This is a genomic window from Actinomadura sp. B10D3, assembly GCF_039871695.1.
In the GTDB taxonomy this organism is placed as follows: domain Bacteria; phylum Actinomycetota; class Actinomycetes; order Streptosporangiales; family Streptosporangiaceae; genus Spirillospora; species Spirillospora madurae.
Genome location: NZ_JBDPLY010000002.1, coordinates 68,121 through 85,135, shown reverse-complemented (window position 1 = coordinate 85,135; position 17,015 = coordinate 68,121). Strand labels below are relative to the sequence as shown.

19 protein-coding genes and 1 tRNA gene are annotated in these 17,015 nt (G+C 72.5%); 13 read left to right on the top strand and 7 right to left on the bottom strand.

Translation table 11 applies throughout. From position 1 onward, the window contains the following. Position 1 precedes the first annotated feature (1 nt). Entirely contained in the window at positions 2–757 is a 756-nt protein-coding gene (locus tag ABGB11_RS03585) for a DUF3662 and FHA domain-containing protein (RefSeq protein WP_021596783.1), read from the bottom strand. 128 nt (positions 758–885) lie between these two features. Between ABGB11_RS03585 and ABGB11_RS03580 the strand changes: the two genes are divergently transcribed. Continuing rightward, positions 886–968: transfer RNA gene (locus ABGB11_RS03580), tRNA-Leu, on the top strand. Positions 969–1,347: 379 nt separating this feature from the next. Here the strand turns inward: ABGB11_RS03580 and ABGB11_RS03575 are convergent. Together ABGB11_RS03575 and ABGB11_RS03570 are read right to left on the bottom strand one after the other, a co-directional pair. Beyond that, positions 1,348–1,998: a response regulator transcription factor gene (locus ABGB11_RS03575; protein ID WP_347629639.1), complete on the bottom strand. Its 651-nt coding sequence runs from the start codon at positions 1,996–1,998 to the stop codon at positions 1,348–1,350. Positions 1,999–2,015: 17 nt separating this feature from the next. Next, positions 2,016–3,137, bottom strand: a complete 1,122-nt coding sequence (locus tag ABGB11_RS03570) for a histidine kinase (protein ID WP_347628738.1) — start codon at positions 3,135–3,137, stop codon at positions 2,016–2,018. Positions 3,138–3,265: 128 nt separating this feature from the next. Between ABGB11_RS03570 and ABGB11_RS03565 the strand changes: the two genes are divergently transcribed. Next, the gene (locus ABGB11_RS03565) at positions 3,266–4,771 is read left to right on the top strand and encodes an alpha/beta hydrolase (protein WP_347628736.1); all 1,506 of its coding nucleotides are present in this window, start codon (positions 3,266–3,268) and stop codon (positions 4,769–4,771) included. A 4-nt stretch (positions 4,772–4,775) separates the two neighbouring features. On the opposite strand, the gene ABGB11_RS03560 is transcribed toward ABGB11_RS03565, so the two are convergent. Then, the gene (locus ABGB11_RS03560; protein WP_347628734.1) at positions 4,776–5,930 is read right to left on the bottom strand and encodes an ATP-binding protein; all 1,155 of its coding nucleotides are present in this window, start codon (positions 5,928–5,930) and stop codon (positions 4,776–4,778) included. Further along, positions 5,927–6,583: a response regulator transcription factor gene (locus ABGB11_RS03555; protein WP_347628732.1), complete on the bottom strand. Its 657-nt coding sequence runs from the start codon at positions 6,581–6,583 to the stop codon at positions 5,927–5,929. Before ABGB11_RS03555 ends, ABGB11_RS03560 begins: the two co-directional genes overlap by 4 nt. 116 nt (positions 6,584–6,699) lie before the next feature. On the opposite strand from ABGB11_RS03555, the gene ABGB11_RS03550 reads away from it, so the two are divergent. The 5 genes from ABGB11_RS03550 to ABGB11_RS03530 are packed head-to-tail and all read left to right on the top strand — an operon-like array spanning position 6,700 to position 11,567. Continuing rightward, complete coding sequence (locus ABGB11_RS03550) at positions 6,700–7,200, top strand: hypothetical protein (protein ID WP_347628730.1); 501 nt, start codon at positions 6,700–6,702, stop codon at positions 7,198–7,200. Positions 7,201–7,213: 13 nt separating this feature from the next. Continuing rightward, entirely contained in the window at positions 7,214–8,314 is a 1,101-nt protein-coding gene (locus ABGB11_RS03545; protein WP_347628727.1) for an efflux RND transporter periplasmic adaptor subunit, read from the top strand. Further along, a complete protein-coding gene (locus ABGB11_RS03540) occupies positions 8,311–9,015 on the top strand; it encodes an ABC transporter ATP-binding protein (protein ID WP_347628725.1) in 705 nt (234 codons plus the stop codon). Before ABGB11_RS03545 ends, ABGB11_RS03540 begins: the two co-directional genes overlap by 4 nt. Continuing rightward, positions 9,012–10,214, top strand: coding sequence for an ABC transporter permease (locus ABGB11_RS03535; protein ID WP_347628722.1), 1,203 nt, complete (start codon positions 9,012–9,014; stop codon positions 10,212–10,214). Before ABGB11_RS03540 ends, ABGB11_RS03535 begins: the two co-directional genes overlap by 4 nt. A 57-nt stretch (positions 10,215–10,271) precedes the next feature. Then, on the top strand, positions 10,272–11,567 hold the full coding sequence (locus ABGB11_RS03530) for an aspartyl protease family protein (RefSeq protein WP_347628720.1): 1,296 nt from the start codon (positions 10,272–10,274) through the stop codon (positions 11,565–11,567). A gap of 46 nt (positions 11,568–11,613) precedes the next feature. On the opposite strand, the gene ABGB11_RS03525 is transcribed toward ABGB11_RS03530, so the two are convergent. Further along, the gene (locus ABGB11_RS03525; RefSeq protein ID WP_347628718.1) at positions 11,614–12,069 is read right to left on the bottom strand and encodes a hypothetical protein; all 456 of its coding nucleotides are present in this window, start codon (positions 12,067–12,069) and stop codon (positions 11,614–11,616) included. A 125-nt stretch (positions 12,070–12,194) separates the two neighbouring features. Between ABGB11_RS03525 and ABGB11_RS03520 the strand changes: the two genes are divergently transcribed. The 6 genes from ABGB11_RS03520 to ABGB11_RS03495 all read left to right on the top strand — a co-directional run bounded on the left by ABGB11_RS03520 (position 12,195) and on the right by ABGB11_RS03495 (position 16,862). Beyond that, on the top strand, positions 12,195–12,644 hold the full coding sequence (locus ABGB11_RS03520; protein WP_347628716.1) for a hypothetical protein: 450 nt from the start codon (positions 12,195–12,197) through the stop codon (positions 12,642–12,644). A 344-nt stretch (positions 12,645–12,988) separates the two neighbouring features. Further along, positions 12,989–14,194 carry an ATP-binding protein gene (locus ABGB11_RS03515; RefSeq protein ID WP_347628714.1) on the top strand — a complete coding sequence of 402 codons (1,206 nt, stop codon included), beginning with the start codon at positions 12,989–12,991 and terminating at the stop codon, positions 14,192–14,194. Then, positions 14,191–14,640, top strand: a complete 450-nt coding sequence (locus ABGB11_RS03510) for a roadblock/LC7 domain-containing protein (protein WP_347628712.1) — start codon at positions 14,191–14,193, stop codon at positions 14,638–14,640. The genes ABGB11_RS03515 and ABGB11_RS03510 overlap by 4 nt, the downstream gene beginning before the upstream one ends. Positions 14,641–14,671: 31 nt before the next feature. Further along, positions 14,672–15,010: a DUF742 domain-containing protein gene (locus tag ABGB11_RS03505; protein ID WP_347628710.1), complete on the top strand. Its 339-nt coding sequence runs from the start codon at positions 14,672–14,674 to the stop codon at positions 15,008–15,010. Continuing rightward, positions 14,988–15,602: an ATP/GTP-binding protein gene (locus ABGB11_RS03500; RefSeq protein WP_347628709.1), complete on the top strand. Its 615-nt coding sequence runs from the start codon at positions 14,988–14,990 to the stop codon at positions 15,600–15,602. Before ABGB11_RS03505 ends, ABGB11_RS03500 begins: the two co-directional genes overlap by 23 nt. Before the next feature lie 30 nt (positions 15,603–15,632). After that, positions 15,633–16,862, top strand: a complete 1,230-nt coding sequence (locus ABGB11_RS03495; RefSeq protein WP_347628708.1) for a styrene monooxygenase/indole monooxygenase family protein — start codon at positions 15,633–15,635, stop codon at positions 16,860–16,862. On the opposite strand, the gene ABGB11_RS03490 is transcribed toward ABGB11_RS03495, so the two are convergent. Beyond that, positions 16,859–16,999, bottom strand: a complete 141-nt coding sequence (locus ABGB11_RS03490; RefSeq protein ID WP_347628707.1) for a hypothetical protein — start codon at positions 16,997–16,999, stop codon at positions 16,859–16,861. The two genes, ABGB11_RS03495 and ABGB11_RS03490, sit on opposite strands and share 4 nt — an antisense overlap. Positions 17,000–17,015: the final 16 nt, after the last annotated feature.

The following is a 17,015-nucleotide window of genomic DNA, read 5'->3' as shown; positions in this document are numbered from 1 at the left end:
GTTACTCCCTATCGCGGCGGAACACAAGGGTGGTCCGGCCCATCGTGACGCGGGAGCCGTCGACCAGCGTGACCCGCCGGATCGGCTGCCCGTTCACGAACGAGCCGTTGGTCGACCCTAGATCCACGAGAGCGATTTCGGGACCTTCTACACGGATCTCGGCATGGTGCCGTGACACGCCAGGATCGACGAGACGCAGGTCGCAGTCCGTGCCGCGACCGAGCAGGGTCACAGGGGTGTTGATCTCATAGGTGCGCTGAGTCGTGTCGGATCCCTCCACCGCCGTCGTCACCAGCAGCCGCGGATGGCCGCCGAACACCCCGCCGCGGCCGCCCTGCGGGACGTCGCTCACCGGCTGGCGGATCTCCCCGCCCTCCACCGTCGAGCCCCGGATCACACCGGACCGGATGCGGAACATGCCCGTGGCGAGATCGCCCGCGTTCTCGAACCGCACACGCACCGGGCCCACGAAGGAGTACCCCTGCTCCTTCGCGTACTCGCGCGCCAGATTCGCCAGCTCCTGGCTCAGGCTGTCGGCGTACACCTGCAGCCGCTGCCCGTCCTGCTGAGAGATCTCGACGACGAAGTCGTTCGGAACGAGCGTGCGGCCCTGTGCCACGATCGCCGCCCGATCGTCCATCTCGCGCTGCACAGCACTGGCCACCTCGACCGGCTGCAGCTCAGACTTGAACGCACGGGCGAAGGCCCCTTCGACCATGCCCTCAAGCCTTCGCTCGAAGCGCTGAATGACGCCCACGGGCACCTCCCTTCCCCACTGGTAGACGATCGTATCGGTGCGAAGGTTCGCTCGGCGTATCTGGATACCTAACCACCGCATCACCCGTGCTAGCCTTTTCAGGCGCCCGGAAACGGGACGGCACCCTTGGGCGGGTGGCGGAACGGCAGACGCGCACGGTTCAGGTCCGTGTGTCCGAAAGGATGTGAGGGTTCAAATCCCTCCTCGCCCACTCGGAGTGGGGAGTGGTGTGTCTGCGGAAAGCGCAGACTTGCCACTCCTTCGTCGTGTTGACCCGGGGGGCGACCCCCGGACCCCCGATGTGGGGGCTTCGCCCCCACGCCCCCTGCCGGTTGCTGTTGTTGCGTTCGTGGCTGCTGGTGCCTGGGTTTGTTTCGGGGCTTCGCCCCCACGCCCCCTGCCGGTTGCTGTTGTTGCGTTCGTGGCTGCTGGTGCTTGGGTCTGTTTCGGGGCTTCGCCCCTTGCCTCCTCTCGGTCGCGGTGGTCGGGTGCGTCGCGGGTTGGGCGGGGCCATGTAGTCCACTTTCCCTGTTCGCGCTCGCTGTGACCAGACGTTCGCCCACTGCCGTGGCCGGATTGGGCGTGGGGGGTCAGGTGGGGTTGCCGTCCAGGTAGGCGAGTACTGCTCGTACTCGGCGGTGGCCGGAGTCGTCGGGGGCCAGGCCCAGCTTGGCGAAGATGTTTCCTATGTGCTTGTGGACGGCATTGTCGGATATGCGCATCTGTTCGGCGATGGTGGCGTTGTCGTGGCCCTGCGCCATGAGGGCCAGCGACTCCCGCTCGCGTGCCGTGAGGGTGTCCAGAGGGGTGCCGGCGCGGTGCGCCAGGAGCTGGGCGACCACGTCCGGGTCCATGGCGGTGCCGCCGGCCGCCACGCGGTGCAGGGCGTCGACGAACTCGGCCACCCGGCCGATGCGGTCCTTCAGGAGGTAGCCGATGCCGCCGCGGCCGTCGGAGAGGAGTTCGCCCGCGTACTCGCGCTCGACGTACTGCGACAGGACCAGGACCGGCAGCGGGCCGTGCTCGCGGCGGGCCCGCAGCGCCGCGTGGATCCCCTCGTCGCGGAAGGACGGCGGCAGCCGCACGTCGACGATGGCGATGTCGGGACGGTGCTCGGCGACGGCGGCGAGGAACCCCTCGGCGTCGCCGGTGACCGCCACGACCTGGCAGCCCTTCGACTGCAGCAGCAACTCCAGGCCGCTGGACAGCAGGACGTTGTCTTCGGCGATCACGACCCGCACGGGACCCTCCTGGACGGTCATGGTGCGCACGGCACCCGGACGGCGAGCGTGGTGGGGCCGCCCGGCGGGCTGTCGAGGCGGACGGTGCCGTCCAGGGCGGCGACCCGGCGGCGCATCCCGGTGATGCCGGTGCCGCGCGCCTCGTCGGCGCCGCCCCTGCCGTCGTCGGTGACCTCGATGCTCAGCACGTCGCCGGTGCGCTCGACCCGGACGGTCGCCCGCGTGGCGGCGGCGTGCTTGGTCATGTTCGTCAGCGCCTCGGCGATCACGTAGTAGGCCACCGCCTCCACGCTGGCCGGGAGGGGGCCGGGGTCGGCGAGCTCGATGCGGACGGGCACGTCCGACCGGGCGGCCAGGGACGCCAGCGCGCCGTCGAGGCCGCGGTCGGCGAGGATCGGCGGATAGATCGTCCGGAGCACCGCGCGGAGCTCGGCCATCGCCTCCTCCGCCGTCTCGTGCGCCTGCTGGATCAGCGGCCCCACCGCGTCCGGGTCGTCGGTGAGCGACTCCCGGGCGATGCCGAGCTGCATGGCGATGGTCACCAGGCGCGCCTGCGTCCCATCGTGGAGGTCGCGCTCGATGCGCTGGAGTTCGGTGCCGTGGGCGTCGACCACGCCGACCCGGCTCCTGGTCAGCGCGTCGACGCGTTCGGTGAGCCGTTCGGCGGCCGACGGCGCGAGCATCGCCAGGCACAGCCGCGCGTGGAGGCGCGCCAGCCAGGGGAGTCCCCACCAGGCGGCGGCGCCGAGGACGGCGAGCTGCGCAGAGCCCCCGAGCAGCGCGGTCGTCCAGTTGTTTATCTGGACGTCGAAGAAGGAGAACAGGGTGGGGCGTGTGTCCGGGGGGAACGCCCGCCAGAGGGGCAGTGCTATCGCGGCGACCAGGATGTTGCCCAGGCACAGCAGGGCGGCCAGTCCCAGCGGGAATCCGGTGGCGATGTGGGTGAGGGCCCAGGCAAGGCTTCGTCGATTGGACGGCCCTCCGTCCGTTGGAACTCCGAGCAGTTTGGCGGCTCGGCGGCGGTGCCAGGTCGCCCAGCCTCGTGCCGCCGGCGGCGCCAGTAGTACAGGCACTGTGGCGACTGACGTGGCCAGCGTGCCCAGTAGGTAGGCCGAGCCGGAGAGCGCCCGGTAACGCATGCCGACCTCCTCGGTTTGCGCACCATTGTTCGCCAGCGGGCCCGGTCTGGCACTACAGCGGGCTGTAGGTGGACGCCTGCGGCGGGCTGTATCGTGCCGGAGTTCCGGTCGACTTAGCGTCCTCGACCATGAAACCGACATTTGGCCGCCTGGTGCCGGCCCTCGCCCTGGTCGCCCTTTCCGCCGTCCTGCCGTCACCGGCCAGAGCGGATGGTGAGCCGCCTCCCCCGCTGGAATGGAAGCCCTGCTCTCAGGGGCCGGACGACGCCGTGGGGAGGGAGCTCGACCAGGCGGGTGCGCGGTGTGCGGAGCTCGCCGTGCCGCTCGACCACTCCCGGCCTGGCGGGCGCACCATCACGCTCGGGCTGTCTCGCCTCCCCGCCACCGATCGCGCCCATCGCATCGGCACGATGGTCCTCAACAGCGGCGGGCCGGGCGAGCCCACGCTGGGCATGCCGCTTCAGGTGCGGGCGGCCATGAAGGACGTCGCCGCCCGTTACGACCTCATCGGCCTGGACCCGCGCTTCGTCGGGCGCAGCACACCGCTCGACTGCGGCTGGCCGATCGGCATGTTCATCCGCTCGGCCGGCGCGACCCGCGCCCGGTTCGACCACCAGGCGGCGGTGCAGCGCGACCTGGCCGAACGCTGCGCCCGGCGCCACGGTGACGTGCTCCCGTACGCGAACACGCGCGACACGGCCCGTGACATCGACCTCGTGCGCCGCGTTCTCGGTGAGCGCCGGATCTCCTTCCTCGGCTACTCCTACGGCGCCTACCTCGGGGCGGTCTACACCCAGATGTTCCCCGGCCGCACCGACCGGGTCGTCCTGGACAGCGCGGGCGATCCGCGCACGTGGGGGCCCCTGGCGTTGCGGGGCACCGAGGACGAGACGGAGCGCGCGCTGCGCGGCTGGGCGGCCTGGGCCGCCGGACGGCACGGCACCTACGGCCTCGGCGGCACCCCCGGCCGCGTGCTCGCCACCGTGAACGCGATCGCCGCCGCCGCGGAGGACCGTCCGCTGCGCGTCGGGCCGTACGAGGTGGACGACCAGGTCGTGCCCTACATCCTCTCCACCGGCTCTGGTGATGACCGTCCCGCGGCTCGTGCGCAGTTCAGCTCGACCGTCCGGACCTTGAACGAGGCCGCGCACGGCCGCCCGGCCGACCCCGGTCCCGAACTCGACGGGCAAATGAGGTTCGTCCTGACCAGCGAGGGGTCACCGTTCGTCAGCCCGACGGCCGCGATCGCGTGCGGCGACCGCGCCGCGCCGTGGGACCCCGACGTCTACTGGAACGACGTGCAGCGCAGCCGCGCCCGCCACCCCCTCTTCGGCCCGCTGAAGAACAACATCTGGCCCTGCGCCTTCTGGCCGGGGGAGCCGCGCGAACGTCCCACGCGCATCGGCAATGCCACGCCCGCGCTGATCGTTTCCTCGACCGGCGACACCGCCACCACCTACGCGGGCAGCAAGGCCATGCACCGGGCGCTGACCGGCTCCCGCCTGCTCACCCTGCGCCGAACCATCGCCCACGGGATCTATGGCGAGTACGGCAACGCGTGTGTGGACGCCAAGGTCAACGCGTATCTGGCGACCGGTGTTCTGCCCGCCGGCGATCCGGTCTGCGAACCGTGACTCGTCATTCCCCACGTGGCGGGAAGGCGGCCTGGACGACGAGGCCGCCGTCCTGCCGCGGGACGGCGGTGAGGGTCCCGCCGTGCGCGACCATGATCGCGTGGGCGATGGACAGGCCGAGGCCGTGGTGCCCGTCGCCGCGGGCGGAGCGGTCCAGCCGCTGGAACGGTTCGAGGAGCCGCGCCACCTGCTCCCGCGGGACGACCGGGCCGGTGTTGCTCACGCTGATCACGGCCAGCCCGTCCCGCGTTGCGGTCGAGACGTCGACGCTCCCCCCGGGCACGTTGTAGCGCACGGCGTTGTCGACGAGGTTGGCGACGAGGCGCTCGGCCAGCGCGGGATCGCCCGAGGTCGCGGCGGGGGCGATCCGCGGGTACAGGCGGGGGCCGTCGCCGTCCGGCCGGTCCGCCAGCACGCGCGTCGTGATCGCGGCGAGGTCCACCGGGACGCGGGCGTCCAGGCCCCGCTCGCTGGTGGCGAGGGTGAGCAGGGATTCGAGCAGCCGTCCCTGCTGGTCGCTGATCGACAGGATCCGCTCGAAGGTCGCGCGGAACGCCGCGAGGGTCGGCCGGCGGTCGGTGAGCGTCTCCTCCAGCAGCGCGCGTTCGAGCGTGATCGGGGTGCGGAGCTCGTGCGCGGCGTTCGCGACGAAGCGCTTCTGCGCGTCGAGCGCGGTCTCCAGGCGTCCGAGCAGGCCGTCGACGGTGTCGGCGAGGTCCTTCAGCTCGTCGCGGGGGCCGGTGAGGGCCAGCCGCTCGTGCACGTTGCGGGCGGAGATGTGCTGGACGGTGGCGGTCATCGTGCGCAGCGGGCGCAGTACCCGGCCCGCGACGAACCAGCCGAGCGCCAGCGAGACCACCAGCATGATCGCCAGCGCGATCCCGGCCTGGGTGAGGAACTCGTGCGTCAGCGTGTGCTGCTGCTGCTCCCTCCACGCGGCCACCGAGGCGCCCGGGTCGTCGGGTAGGTCCAGCCGCTGCGCGCACACCTCCTCCTTGAGGTCCATGCACGGCACCCTGACCTTGAACACCGCGTTGCGCCGGACGAGCAGGAAGGTGATCGCCAGCAGGGCCGTCCCGGAGACGGCGAACAGCGACCCGTACAGCAGCGTGAGGCGCATCCGGACGGTCCGCGGCATCTTGCGCGAGAGCGTCCTCATATCCGGTAGCCGCTCTGCGGGACGGTCTCGATCATCGGCGGGGGTCCCAGCTTGGCGCGCAGGCGGTTGATCGTCGCCTTGACCGTGGTGGTGAACGGGTCGGCCGCCTCGTCCCAGACGCGTTCCAGCAGTTCCTCGGCGGACACGGCGCGCCCTTTCGCCGCGAGCAGGTACTCCAGCACCGCCATCTCCTTCGGGCTCAGCGCGAGGCGCAGCCCGGCGCGGGTGGCGACGCGCCGGGCCGGGTCGAGCCGCAGGTCGCCGTGCTCCAGGATCGGCGGCACGGCCGGCTGCGCCCGCCGCCCGAGGGCGCGGATCCGCGCGACCAGCTCGGCGTAGGCGAAGGGTTTCGGCAGGTAGTCGTCGGCGCCCAGGCTGAGCCCCTCGACCCGGTCGGCGATCGTGCCGGACGCGGTGAGCATCAGCACCCGGGTCCGGCGGGCCGGGTCGGCCACCAGCGCGCGGCAGACGTCGTCGCCGTGGACCCCGGGCAGGTCGCGGTCCAGCACGACGACGTCGTAGTCGGTCAGCGCCGCGCGGTCGAGCGCGGCCCGGCCGTCGAGGGCGACGTCCACCGCCATCCCGTCGCGCCGCAGGACCCGGGCGACGGAGTCCGCCAGCTCCGCGTGGTCCTCGGCCACCAGCACTCTCATCCCGGCCAGCCTCCCCGATCCGCGGTCACAGCCGGGTCACAGCCTCGCGCACCGCCTTGTGACCGCTGCCCTCCTAGACATGACCTCGCAAGCGATGTCCTTCGGGAAGGGGAACGATGAACAGGGCCTCGGTGTTGCTGGCCGCGTCGGCCGCCGCCCTCGCCGTGACCGCCGCCGGATGCGGGGGCTCCGGCGAATCGACGTCCCGCACGGCGTCCTCCGGCGCGAAGGCGGTCGCCACGGCGGATCAGGGGATCAAGCACGCGCAGTGCATGCGCGAGAACGGCCTTCCGGGCTACCCCGACCCCGGCCGGAACCCGGGCGCGGACCTCCCGGGCCGCGACTCCGCGGCGTTCCGGAAGGCGCGGCGGGCGTGCCAGTCGCTGGAGCCGCCCCAGAACCGGCCCGGTACGCCGGAGAACGCCGAGCTCCAGGCGAAGATGCTCAAGTGGACGCAGTGCATGCGCGAGAACGGCGTCCCGAACTTCCCCGACCCGCAGAACGGGCGCATCCTCATCGAGAAGGGGACCATCGACAACAAGACCCCGCAGTTCCGCAGGGCCGTCGAAGCCTGCCGCCCGCTTGAGGCCGGGGGCGCCAAGGGCGCCGGCGGCTGAGGCGGGGGACTCGATGAGAATCACGGTGACCAGGCGCCGCAGGATGATCGGCGGCGGTGCCGTCCTCCTCGCGGTCGCGACCGTCGCGGCCGTCGCCGTGGCGGCCCCGTCCGGCGGCGAGGCGGAGACCGCCAAGGGCGGCGGGACGTCGCTCGTGGCGGTCCGGCAAGGCCCCCTCTCCTCGCAGGTCAGCCAGAGCGGGACGCTCTCGTACGCGGTCGGCGCAGGCGGGACCCCGTACCAGGTGGTCAACCAGGCGAAGGGGACCTACACCCGGCTGCCGGTGACGGGCGCGCTGATCGACTGCGGCGAGACGCTGTACAAGGTCGACCAGGAACCGGTGATCCTCGTCTGCGGGAGCATCCCCGCGTACCGGGATCTGTCCGTAGGCGACGACGGCAAGGACGTCCGGGCGCTCAACAAGACCCTGGTGGGCGGGGGGCATGCCTCCGGGCTCGATCCCGAATCCCGCCATTTCGGCCGGGCGACCGCGGCGGCGCTGGAGAAGCTCCAGGACGAGCGCGGTGCCGACGTGACCGGCAGGCTGGACCTCGGCCAGGCGGTGTTCCTGCCCGGCCCGCTGCGGATCGGCACGGTGACGGCCGGGAACGGCACGGGCGCGGTCCCGGGACGTCCGGTCATGGAGGCCTCGTCGAACCGCCGCGAGGTGGTCGTGGAGCTGGACCCGTCCCAGCAGTCGGAGGTCGAGAAGGGCGACGCCGCGCAGATCACGCTGCCGGACAACCGGACCACGCCCGGCATGGTGACCCGGATCGGCACGGTCGCGAAGTCCTCCGGCAAGGACGCCGACACGGCGCCGGCCACGCTCCCGGTCGCCATCACGCTCAAGCACCCGAAGGACGCCGGGACGCTCGACCAGGCCCCGGTCCAGGTGGTGATCACCACGGACGGTGTGAAGAACGCGCTCAGCGTGCCGGTCACCGCGCTCCTCGGGCGGGCCGGCGGCGGCTATGAGGTCGAGGTCGCGACAGGGGACGGCGGCGGGACCCGGTTCGTCCCGGTCACCCTGGGTCTGTTCGACCATGCCGACGGGCGGGTCCAGGTGTCCGGGGCGCTGGCGGCCGGTGACCGAGTGGTGGTGCCGTCGACATGAGCGGGACGAACGTCATCGAGCTGGAGCGCGTCACGAAGACCTACGGTTCGGAGCCGCCCGTCCACGCGCTGCGCGGGGTGAGCTTCACCGTCCGGAGCGGGGAACTGATGGCGATCGTCGGCCCGTCGGGATCGGGCAAGTCCACCCTGCTGCACATCCTCGGCACGCTCGACCGGCCCACCGAGGGCACGGTGCGGATCGACGGGGAGGACGTCGCGGCGCTCACCGACCGCCGGCTCGCCGCCCTGCGGGCGCGCAGCATCGGCTTCGTCTTCCAGCAGTTCCACCTCTCCGAGCACACGACCGTCCTGGAGAACGTCGCCGACGGCCTGCTGTACGGCGGGGTGGGACGGGCCGAGCGGCGCGAGCGGGCCGCCGAGGCGCTCGCCCGGGTCGGGCTGGAGGACCGCGCGGGCTTCCTGCCGAGCAGGCTCTCGGGCGGGCAGCGGCAGCGCGTGGCGATCGCCCGCGCCCTGGTCGGCCGCCCGGCCATCGTGCTCGCCGACGAGCCGACGGGCAATCTCGACAGCACGACGGGCGCGGCGATCATCGAGCTGCTGCACGAGCTCAACGCGGGCGGCGCCACCCTCCTGGTGATCACGCATGACGGCGGGCTCGCCGCCCGGATGCCCCGCCGGCTGCACGTCCTCGACGGGCGGATCGTCTCCGACGGCGCGGCGCGTGCGATGGAGGGCGTATGAGGCCGTCGGACCAGCTGCGCGTGGCGGGGGCCGGGATCCGGGCGCGCCGCCTGCGGGCCGCGCTGTCCGCGCTCGGGATCGCGATCGGCACCGCGGCGATCGTGGCGGTGCTCGGGCTGTCGGCGTCCTCCCAGGCCGGGCTGCTGGCGCAGATCGACCGGCTCGGCACGAACCTGCTGACCGTTGACGACGGGACATCGGTGACCGGCGGGACGGCGCGGCTCCCGGCCGCCGCGCCCCGGCGGATCTCCCATCTGCCCGGCGTCCAGGACACGGCGCACGCCGGCGCCGTCGACGGCGCCGGCGTGTACCGCAGCCCGCTGATCCCGGCGATCAACACCAACGCCCTGAAGGTGGAGGCCGCCAGCCTCAACCTTCCCGAGGTGGTCGGGACCGGAGTGGCGCAGGGCCGCTGGCTGAACGCGGCGACCGAGCGCCGGCCGGTCACGGTGCTCGGCGCGCTCGCCGCGCAGCGCCTCGGGATCGACCGGGTCTCCCCGGGGCAGCGGATCTGGCTGAAGAACCAGTGGTTCTACGTCGCGGGCATCCTGGAGCCCGCGGCGCTGTCGACCGACATCGACACCAGCGCCCTGATCGGCTACCCGGCCGCGGCGCGCTACCTCGGCTACACGGCCGTCGGCAAGGGCGAAGCGGTGCCCGGCCCTCCGACGACGGTCTACGTGCGGGCCCGGACGGACCGGGTGAACGCGGTGCAGGGTGTGCTCGCGCAGACCGCGAACCCCGAGTCGCCCGCCGACGTCGACGTCAGCCAGCCGTCGGACGCGCTCACCGCGCGGGCCGCCGCGGAGGGCGCGTTCGACAGCCTGTTCCTCGGGCTCGGGGTGGTGGCGCTGCTCGTGGGCGCGGTCGGGGTCGCCAACATCATGATCATCTCGGTGCTGGAGCGCCGGTCGGAGATCGGGCTGCGCCGGGCGCTCGGCGCGACCCGGGGGCACATCCGCATCCAGTTCCTCTCCGAGGCGGTCATGCTCGCGCTGCTCGGCGGGATCGCCGGGGTCGCGGCCGGGGCGCTGACCACCGCGGTCTACGCGAGCGTCGAGGGCTGGGCGGTGGTGATCCCGGCCGAGGCGTGGGCCGGCGGGATCGGCGCCGCGATCCTCATCGGCGCGATCGCCGGCCTGCTGCCGGCCCTGCGGGCCGCCCGCCTCTCCCCGACCGAGGCACTCCGCACACTCTGACCCCCGACGGCGGCCCGTCTGGCCGTGCCGGAAAACGATCAGTCGAAGGAGAAGACCATGGCGAATCATGGCAACTGGGACCGGCGCTCGGTCCTGCGGGGCGCGGCCGCGGTGGCCGGTGCCGCCGCGGCGGCACCGCTGCTGGGCGGGACGGCCGCGGCGCGGACCGGCATCGAGGCCGCGGACGCGCTGTTCAAGGCCGGCAGGTTCGAGGAGGCCGGCCGGGCCTACGAGAAGATCCTGAAGACGGACCCGGGGAACGTGCGGGCGGCCCGGCAGCGCGGCTACGTCGGGCTGCTCAGCAACAGGTTCCCCGAGGCCGAGAAGTACCTCCGGATGGCCTTCGACCTGGCGCCCGACGACAAGGACACCAACCGGCTCCTCGGCGACTGCTACATCCGGCAGGACGAGTTCTCCCGCTCCGTCCCGCACTGGCGGGCGGCCGGCAAGGAGGTCTTCGCGACCTGGTTCGGGGCTCTCCGCGGTGAGGCGTACCAGATCCACGGGGACACGGCGCGGCTGCCGTGGCAGCAGGTGGACCCGGCCCCGCTGGTGGAGGGCTCGGTCAACGGCGGACCGCCGAAGCGCTTCATGTTCTACACCGGCGCCCCGTGGCTGGGCATGTCCGCGAAAGTGGCCGAGGAGGCGGGGCTGACCGCCGTCGCCGAGCAGAAGATCGACTACCTGGACGGCACCGCATGGCAGTACTTCGGGGTGCTGGAGTCGTTCAGGATGGGCGGCATCGAACTGCGCAACATCCCCGTGGAGTGGTCGGAGACGGACCAGACCTCACCAGGCGGGGGCAACGACGGGATCATCGGCACGTGGATCTTCTACCACCTGCTGACCACCTTCGACTACGCGGGCCGGTCGCTTATCCTGCGCCGGCCGACCCCCGGAACGGCCGCGGAGGTACGCGCCGACGCCCTGCGGGCGGGCGCCGAACCCCTGCCGCTGTGGCTGGCCCGTGAGCACGGGGTGCACAGCAGGGGCAGCATCTCCGGCTCCGGCCCGGGGATGGTGGGCCTGTCCATAGGCGGGACCGGCGAGAGCGCCGCGATCATTTCCGAGGAGACGGCCGAGCGCCTGCGGGTCCGCATCGACCGCGACCGCCCGCTGGAGACCTTCGGCCACAGCCACCCCGTCGTCGTCTACCCCTGCTACCCGAAGGAGCTGCGTCTCGGCGCGGCATCCGCGAGGGATGTCTACTGCGGCGCGAACCCGACCATGCGGCCCGCCGCCGACGGGTTCGACACGCTGGGCGCCTTCTTCCACCCGTTCTACAAGCCCTTCAACATCACCCTCGACTTCACCGGCATGGAGGTCTACGTCGGGCAGGGCAAGGCCGCCTGACGGCCGCGCCTGCTCGGCAGCCCCGCGACGTTCCTGAACGGGCGCCTCAGTCTCCTGCGCGGTGCATCTGTTCGGCCTTGCGCCAGCCTTCGTGGCAGGCGGCCAGGAAGGCCTCCTTGCCCGCGGGGAACTTGCCGCCGCCCTCGACGCCCTTGACGTAGGACTTCTCGCAGAAGTTGGCCTGGGGGCGGTCGCCCATGGTGTAGCGCATGCCCGCCGCGAGCTGCGCCATCTTCAGGTACGTGTACTTCTTGCCATCCGGGTCGATCATCACGATCTGCTTGCTCGTCGGGAGCTTGATCTTGGGCTTGGTGGTGGTCGGCGCGGGAGTTCCGGGGGCGCTCGCGGTCGGGGTGGCCTGCGCCGGTGCGGGCGTCGCCGCGGTCGCCGTCGTGGACGGTGCGGAGGACGAGCCCGCCGCCCCGGTCTTGTCGTCCCCGTTGCACGCGGCTGCGCCGACGAGCAGGAGGCCGCCGAAAACCAGGCGAATCGGGATGTTCATGGTCACGGAGGGACTCCGGGGGCCGGGAGCGTGTGCGGACGGAGGCTAACAGAACCCGCGGACGCACGACCAGGCACGATGCGCCCCGTACGTTGACGGGCCGCCTCCCGGGGTAGCGGGGGACCATGGACAGACTGACGCGCGGACTGGCCGCCGGAGCGGCCGGGACCACCGCACTCAATTTCGTGACCTACCTGGACATGGCGCTCCGCGGCCGTCCGGCGAGCACCACGCCGGAGCAGAGCGTGGAGCGGCTGGCGGACGTGGCCGGCGTCGACCTGGGCGAGGGCGAGGAGGCCGAGAACCGCAAGGCCGGGCTCGGGCCGATCCTCGGCTTCGGCACCGGGCTCGGCGCCGGCCTGCTCTTCGGCCTGGCCGCGGGGCCGCGGCGGGTTCCGCGGCCGGTCGGGGCGGTCGCGCTGACGGTGCTGGCGATGCTCGGGTCCAGCGCCCCGATGACCCTGCTGGGGCTGACCGATCCCCGCGAGTGGACGGCCTCGGACTGGGCCGCCGACGTCATTCCCCATCTCGCCTACGGTGCCGTGGCCGCCGGCGTGTACGACGCCCTGCGGTGACCGAAGCCCGCCAGGAAAATAGGACTTTTGCCGCAAATATGGCGGCTTGCCCATTCGGCATTGATCGCTCCAAGTCGCTCTGCCACTCTGGTGCGTGGCCGCCGCGCGGGGCCTGCTCTCGGAGGCGGAGGCGCGTGGTCCCGCCGTGCGCCGGCGCGGCGCGGAGGCGCCTGTAGGTCATGCTGTGCCGGCTGTCCGGGCGCGGGCACAACCACCGGAAGGACGACGCGGAGCATGATGCGGGGCCGGGGCGGCAGGCCGCCGAACGCGCGGTACGGCGGTGACCGAACGTGAGCTGGTGGAGGCGCAGCGCCTCCTCGGCCCGGACGCCCCAGACACCCCCCATGCGGTACGCGGCCCCACCCCAGCAGGGCGGCTGGGCCGCACCCCCACAGGAGGCCGGCCTCCCCTCCCAGACGGGCCACGCCCCCCAGACGGGCCACGCCGCCCAGACGGGTCACGCCCCGCAGGCCGGTCACGCCCCGGCGGCCCCTCCCGCCGCGAGCCCCGAAGCGAACGCATGGCCGGCCGTCTGCGAGCAGTTCTCCCAGCAGGTGCTGCTACTGAGCGAGCAGCTCCGTCCCGCCATGGACCAGCTCGAAAGCGAGGAAGAGGACGCCGACCGGCTCCAGCTCCTCTACCAGGTCGACCACGCCGTCACGCGGATGCGCCGCGCGGCGCGGGAGATGAGCGTCCTCGCCGGGGGCGGCTCGGCGGAGATGGGCGGGCACACCACCTCGCTCGTGGACGTCGTGCGCCTCGCCGAGTCGTCGATCGAGCGGTACACCCAGGTGGTCATCGGCAAGGTCGTCCAGCTCGCCGTGGTCCCCTACGCGTCCGATGACGTGGCGTCCCTGCTCGTCGTGCTGCTGGACAACGCGACCAGGTACTCGCCGTCCGCCGTCACGGTCAGCGCCCACCTCCTGGACAACGGCGCCGTCATGATGCGGATCGAGGACAAGGGCATCGGCATCGCCCCTGACCGGCTCCAGGGCATCAACGCGATGCTCTCCGGTCCCGTCCCGCCCATCGGAGCCGACACCGCCCGGCACACGGGTTTCCCGGTCGCCCACCGCCTGGCCGCCAAGCACGGGATCGGCGTGGGGCTCGCGTGCCGTCCGGCGACGAGCGGCTCCGCCCAGGGGACGGTCGCGATGGTCGTGATCCCGCCCGCCCTGCTGTGCGAGCTGGAGGAGGAGCCCCCCGCCCCGCCCCGTCCGGCGGCCCCGGCCGCGCCGCATCCCGGCGGTGCCGTGGACCGGTCGCTGGCTCATCTGCGGGCGCCGGAGCGCGTGCCCGACCATCTCGCCGAGCCCGCCGCGCAGCCGCTCACGTCCGCCCTCGACCCGCTGCCGCGCCGGGAGAGCATGAGCCTGCGGCGTGCGGAGGCGGCGCCGGACGCGGGCGCGTCGCTGCGTGCCGAGGGCGCGCCCGGCCGCGAAACGGCCGCCCGGTCGTTCGCCGAGGACCTGGAGGCCTTCACCTCGGGCGTTCCGGCGGCGGACCGGCACGAAGCCGACGATCCTCCGGAGGGACGAGCCGAATCATGACCGTCAACGCCGACAGCGGCCGGCCGTCGGGCCCGGAGGGGTTCGGCTGGCTGCTCAACGACTTCGCGGGCTCGACGCCGGGCGTCGCGCACGCGCTGCTGGTGTCCTCCGACGGCCTGGCGCTCGTCGGCTCCGGACAGATGCCGGCCGACTTCGCCGACCCGATGGCGGCGATGACCAGCGGCATGATCAGCCTGGCCAACAACATCGCCCGCCGGGTCGGGGAGAACGGCTGCGAGCAGGTGATGCTGAAGTTCCCGGCGGGCCACTTCCTGTTCATGAGCATCGGCAGCCTGGCCGGGCTGGCGGTGCTGGTGTCCGAGGGCGCCAACCTCGGGGCGGTCGCCTACCGGATGAGCCGGCTCGTCGAGAGCGTCGGGCACGTGCTGACCCCGCAGATGCGCGACGACCTGCGCCGGATGTCGGTGGGGCAGGCCATGCCATGACCGGTGCGATCCCCGTGACTGGAGGACGACCATGACGGCCCATCCCTGGGTGCGGCCCTACGTCCTGACCGGCGGGCGGACCCGCGGGCGGCAGCACCTGTTCGTGCACACCCTGGTGTCGGGGAACGGCTACGACGCCGCATTCGCCGCCCGGCTGCTCCCCGAGGCCCGCGCACTGTACGACCGCGTGCACAGCGTCGACGAGTCGGTGGCGGAACTGTCCGCGCACTGCGGGGTGTCGCTCGGAGTGACCCGGGTGCTGCTGAGCGATCTGGCGTCCGGGGGCCGGGTCGTGATCGGTTCCGAGATCTCCCCCTACGACCCGCGCATCCTGGAGAGAGTGATCGATGGTCTTCGCGAGCTCGCCTGACCGCCCGCCGCAGTCGCGCGCCTCGGCCAAGATCGTGATCGCGGGCGGGTTCGGCGTCGGCAAGACGACCCTGGTCGGCGCGGTCTCGGAGATCCCCCCGGTGAACACCGAGGCCTGGATGACGCAGGCGGCCAAGACCGTCGACCCGCTCGACGGCGACCCCGGCGGCAAGACCACGACGACCGTCGCGATGGACTTCGGGCGCATCACCATGGCCGCGGACCTCGTCCTGTACCTGTTCGGCACGCCGGGCCAGCCGCGGTTCTGGCCGATGTGGGACGACCTGTGCCGGGGCGCCAGCGGGGCGCTGGTCCTGGTGGACACGCGCCGGCTGGACGTGTCCTTCCCGGCGGTGAACTACTTCGAGAACGACTCCGACGTGCCGTTCATCGTCGCGGTCAACCTGTTCGACGGCCGCGCCTCCCACCCGCTCCCCGAGGTACGGGAGGCGCTCGGGCTGCCGCCCGAGGTGCCGCTGACGACCTGCGACGCCCGCGACCGCGCCTCGGTGGCGACGGTGCTCACCGAGACCCTGACCCACACGTTGCACAGCACGGCCGGGCGGCGGTCCGGCGCCGTGACCACCCCCTGATCCCCCGGGATCTCCGGCTAGGAGGACGCGTTGCGCAGGATCCTGATCATCGGTGCCGGGCAGGCCGGGCTGCAGCTCGCGCTGAGCCTGCAGTCCGAGGGCTACGACGTGACGGTGATGTCGGCCCGGACACCGGACGAGATCCGCGGCGGCCGGGTCATGTCGACCCAGTGCATGTTCTGGCCGCAGCTCCGGCTCGAACGGGACCGGGGGCTGAACCTGTGGGAGGAGCAGGCCCCCAAGATCGTCGCGCAGCGGCTCACGGTGGCCGGGCCGCCCGGCCAGGAGGCGCTGCAGTTCGTCGGACGCTGGGACGACTACGCCCAGTCGGTGGACCAGCGGGTGAAGATGTCGGGCTGGCTGGAGCTGTTCGAGTCGCGCGGCGGGAACGTCGTCTACCACGGCGTCATGACGTCCGACCTGGAGGGCCTCGCCTCGCTGTACGACCTCACGCTCATCGCGGCGGGCAAGGGCGAGCTGGTCGAGCTGTTCGACCGCGACGCGTCCCGGTCGCCGTATGACCGTCCGCAGCGCCACCTGTCCTGCATCTACCTGCACGGGATGTCGCCGCGGCCGGACTATCCCGAGCCGCACGTCCGGATCACGGCGACTCCCGGGGTGGGCGAGCTGTTCTTCATGCCGGGCTACACCAACACCGGTCCCTGCGACATCCTGCTCTGGGAGGCGGTGCCGGGCGGGCCGTTCGACGTGTGGTCGGATCGTCCGTCCCCGTCCGGGCATCTGGAGCGGACCCTGGAGATGATGCGCCAGTACGCGCCCTGGGAGTACGAGCGCACGGTCGGCGCGGAACCCACCGACGCGCGCTGCACCCTGTACGGCGGTTACGCCCCGGTCGTGCGGCATCCGGTGGGGCGGCTGTCGAGCTCGGTGAACGTGCTCGGCATGGGGGACGTGCTGGTGGCGAACGACCCGGTCACGGGCCAGGGGTCCAACAACGCCGCGCGCTGCGCCGCGATCTACTGCGACGCGATCGTCCAGCACGGGGACCGGCCGTTCGACGCGGAATGGATGCAGCTGACGTTCGACGCGTTCTGGGACTACGTCCGGCACCCGACGGCCTACACCAACATGATGCTCGGCCCACTGCCGGAGCACGTGCAGAAGGTCCTCGGCGTCGCGGCCCAGAACGAGCAGGTCGCCTACCGGTTCGCCTACGGCTACGCCAACCCCCACGACTTCGAGAACTGGATCATGGATTCCGCGAAGACCGACGCCTACCTGGCCTCCGTGTCGGCCTAGCCGGGCCAGGGGGCGGCGAGGACCTCGTCCTGCACGTCGGCGTCCAGGACCTCGACCACCTGCACGCCTGCCTGCTGGACGGGCTCGGCAAGCGCAAGGAGATCGCCGGGTTCCGGACGTCGGTGATCTTCCAGCACGTGCACAACACCGTCC

Excerpts from the sequence above, each read along its gene's own strand:
- ABGB11_RS03505 (WP_347628710.1), top strand. The coding sequence starts at position 14,672 with ATGACGGCCCATCCCTGGGTGCGGCCCTACGTCCTGACCGGCGGGCGG.
- ABGB11_RS03520 (WP_347628716.1), top strand. The coding sequence starts at position 12,195 with ATGGACAGACTGACGCGCGGACTGGCCGCCGGAGCGGCCGGGACCACC.
- ABGB11_RS03570 (WP_347628738.1), bottom strand. The coding sequence starts at position 3,137 with ATGCGTTACCGGGCGCTCTCCGGCTCGGCCTACCTACTGGGCACGCTG.
- ABGB11_RS03525 (WP_347628718.1), bottom strand. The coding sequence starts at position 12,069 with ATGAACATCCCGATTCGCCTGGTTTTCGGCGGCCTCCTGCTCGTCGGC.
- ABGB11_RS03550 (WP_347628730.1), top strand. The coding sequence starts at position 6,700 with ATGAACAGGGCCTCGGTGTTGCTGGCCGCGTCGGCCGCCGCCCTCGCC.
- ABGB11_RS03535 (WP_347628722.1), top strand. The coding sequence starts at position 9,012 with ATGAGGCCGTCGGACCAGCTGCGCGTGGCGGGGGCCGGGATCCGGGCG.
- ABGB11_RS03515 (WP_347628714.1), top strand. The coding sequence starts at position 12,989 with ATGCGGTACGCGGCCCCACCCCAGCAGGGCGGCTGGGCCGCACCCCCA.
- ABGB11_RS03500 (WP_347628709.1), top strand. The coding sequence starts at position 14,988 with ATGGTCTTCGCGAGCTCGCCTGACCGCCCGCCGCAGTCGCGCGCCTCG.
- ABGB11_RS03565 (WP_347628736.1), top strand. The coding sequence starts at position 3,266 with ATGAAACCGACATTTGGCCGCCTGGTGCCGGCCCTCGCCCTGGTCGCC.
- ABGB11_RS03540 (WP_347628725.1), top strand. The coding sequence starts at position 8,311 with ATGAGCGGGACGAACGTCATCGAGCTGGAGCGCGTCACGAAGACCTAC.
- ABGB11_RS03560 (WP_347628734.1), bottom strand. The coding sequence starts at position 5,930 with ATGAGGACGCTCTCGCGCAAGATGCCGCGGACCGTCCGGATGCGCCTC.
- ABGB11_RS03545 (WP_347628727.1), top strand. The coding sequence starts at position 7,214 with ATGAGAATCACGGTGACCAGGCGCCGCAGGATGATCGGCGGCGGTGCC.
- ABGB11_RS03555 (WP_347628732.1), bottom strand. The coding sequence starts at position 6,583 with ATGAGAGTGCTGGTGGCCGAGGACCACGCGGAGCTGGCGGACTCCGTC.
- ABGB11_RS03530 (WP_347628720.1), top strand. The coding sequence starts at position 10,272 with ATGGCGAATCATGGCAACTGGGACCGGCGCTCGGTCCTGCGGGGCGCG.
- ABGB11_RS03510 (WP_347628712.1), top strand. The coding sequence starts at position 14,191 with ATGACCGTCAACGCCGACAGCGGCCGGCCGTCGGGCCCGGAGGGGTTC.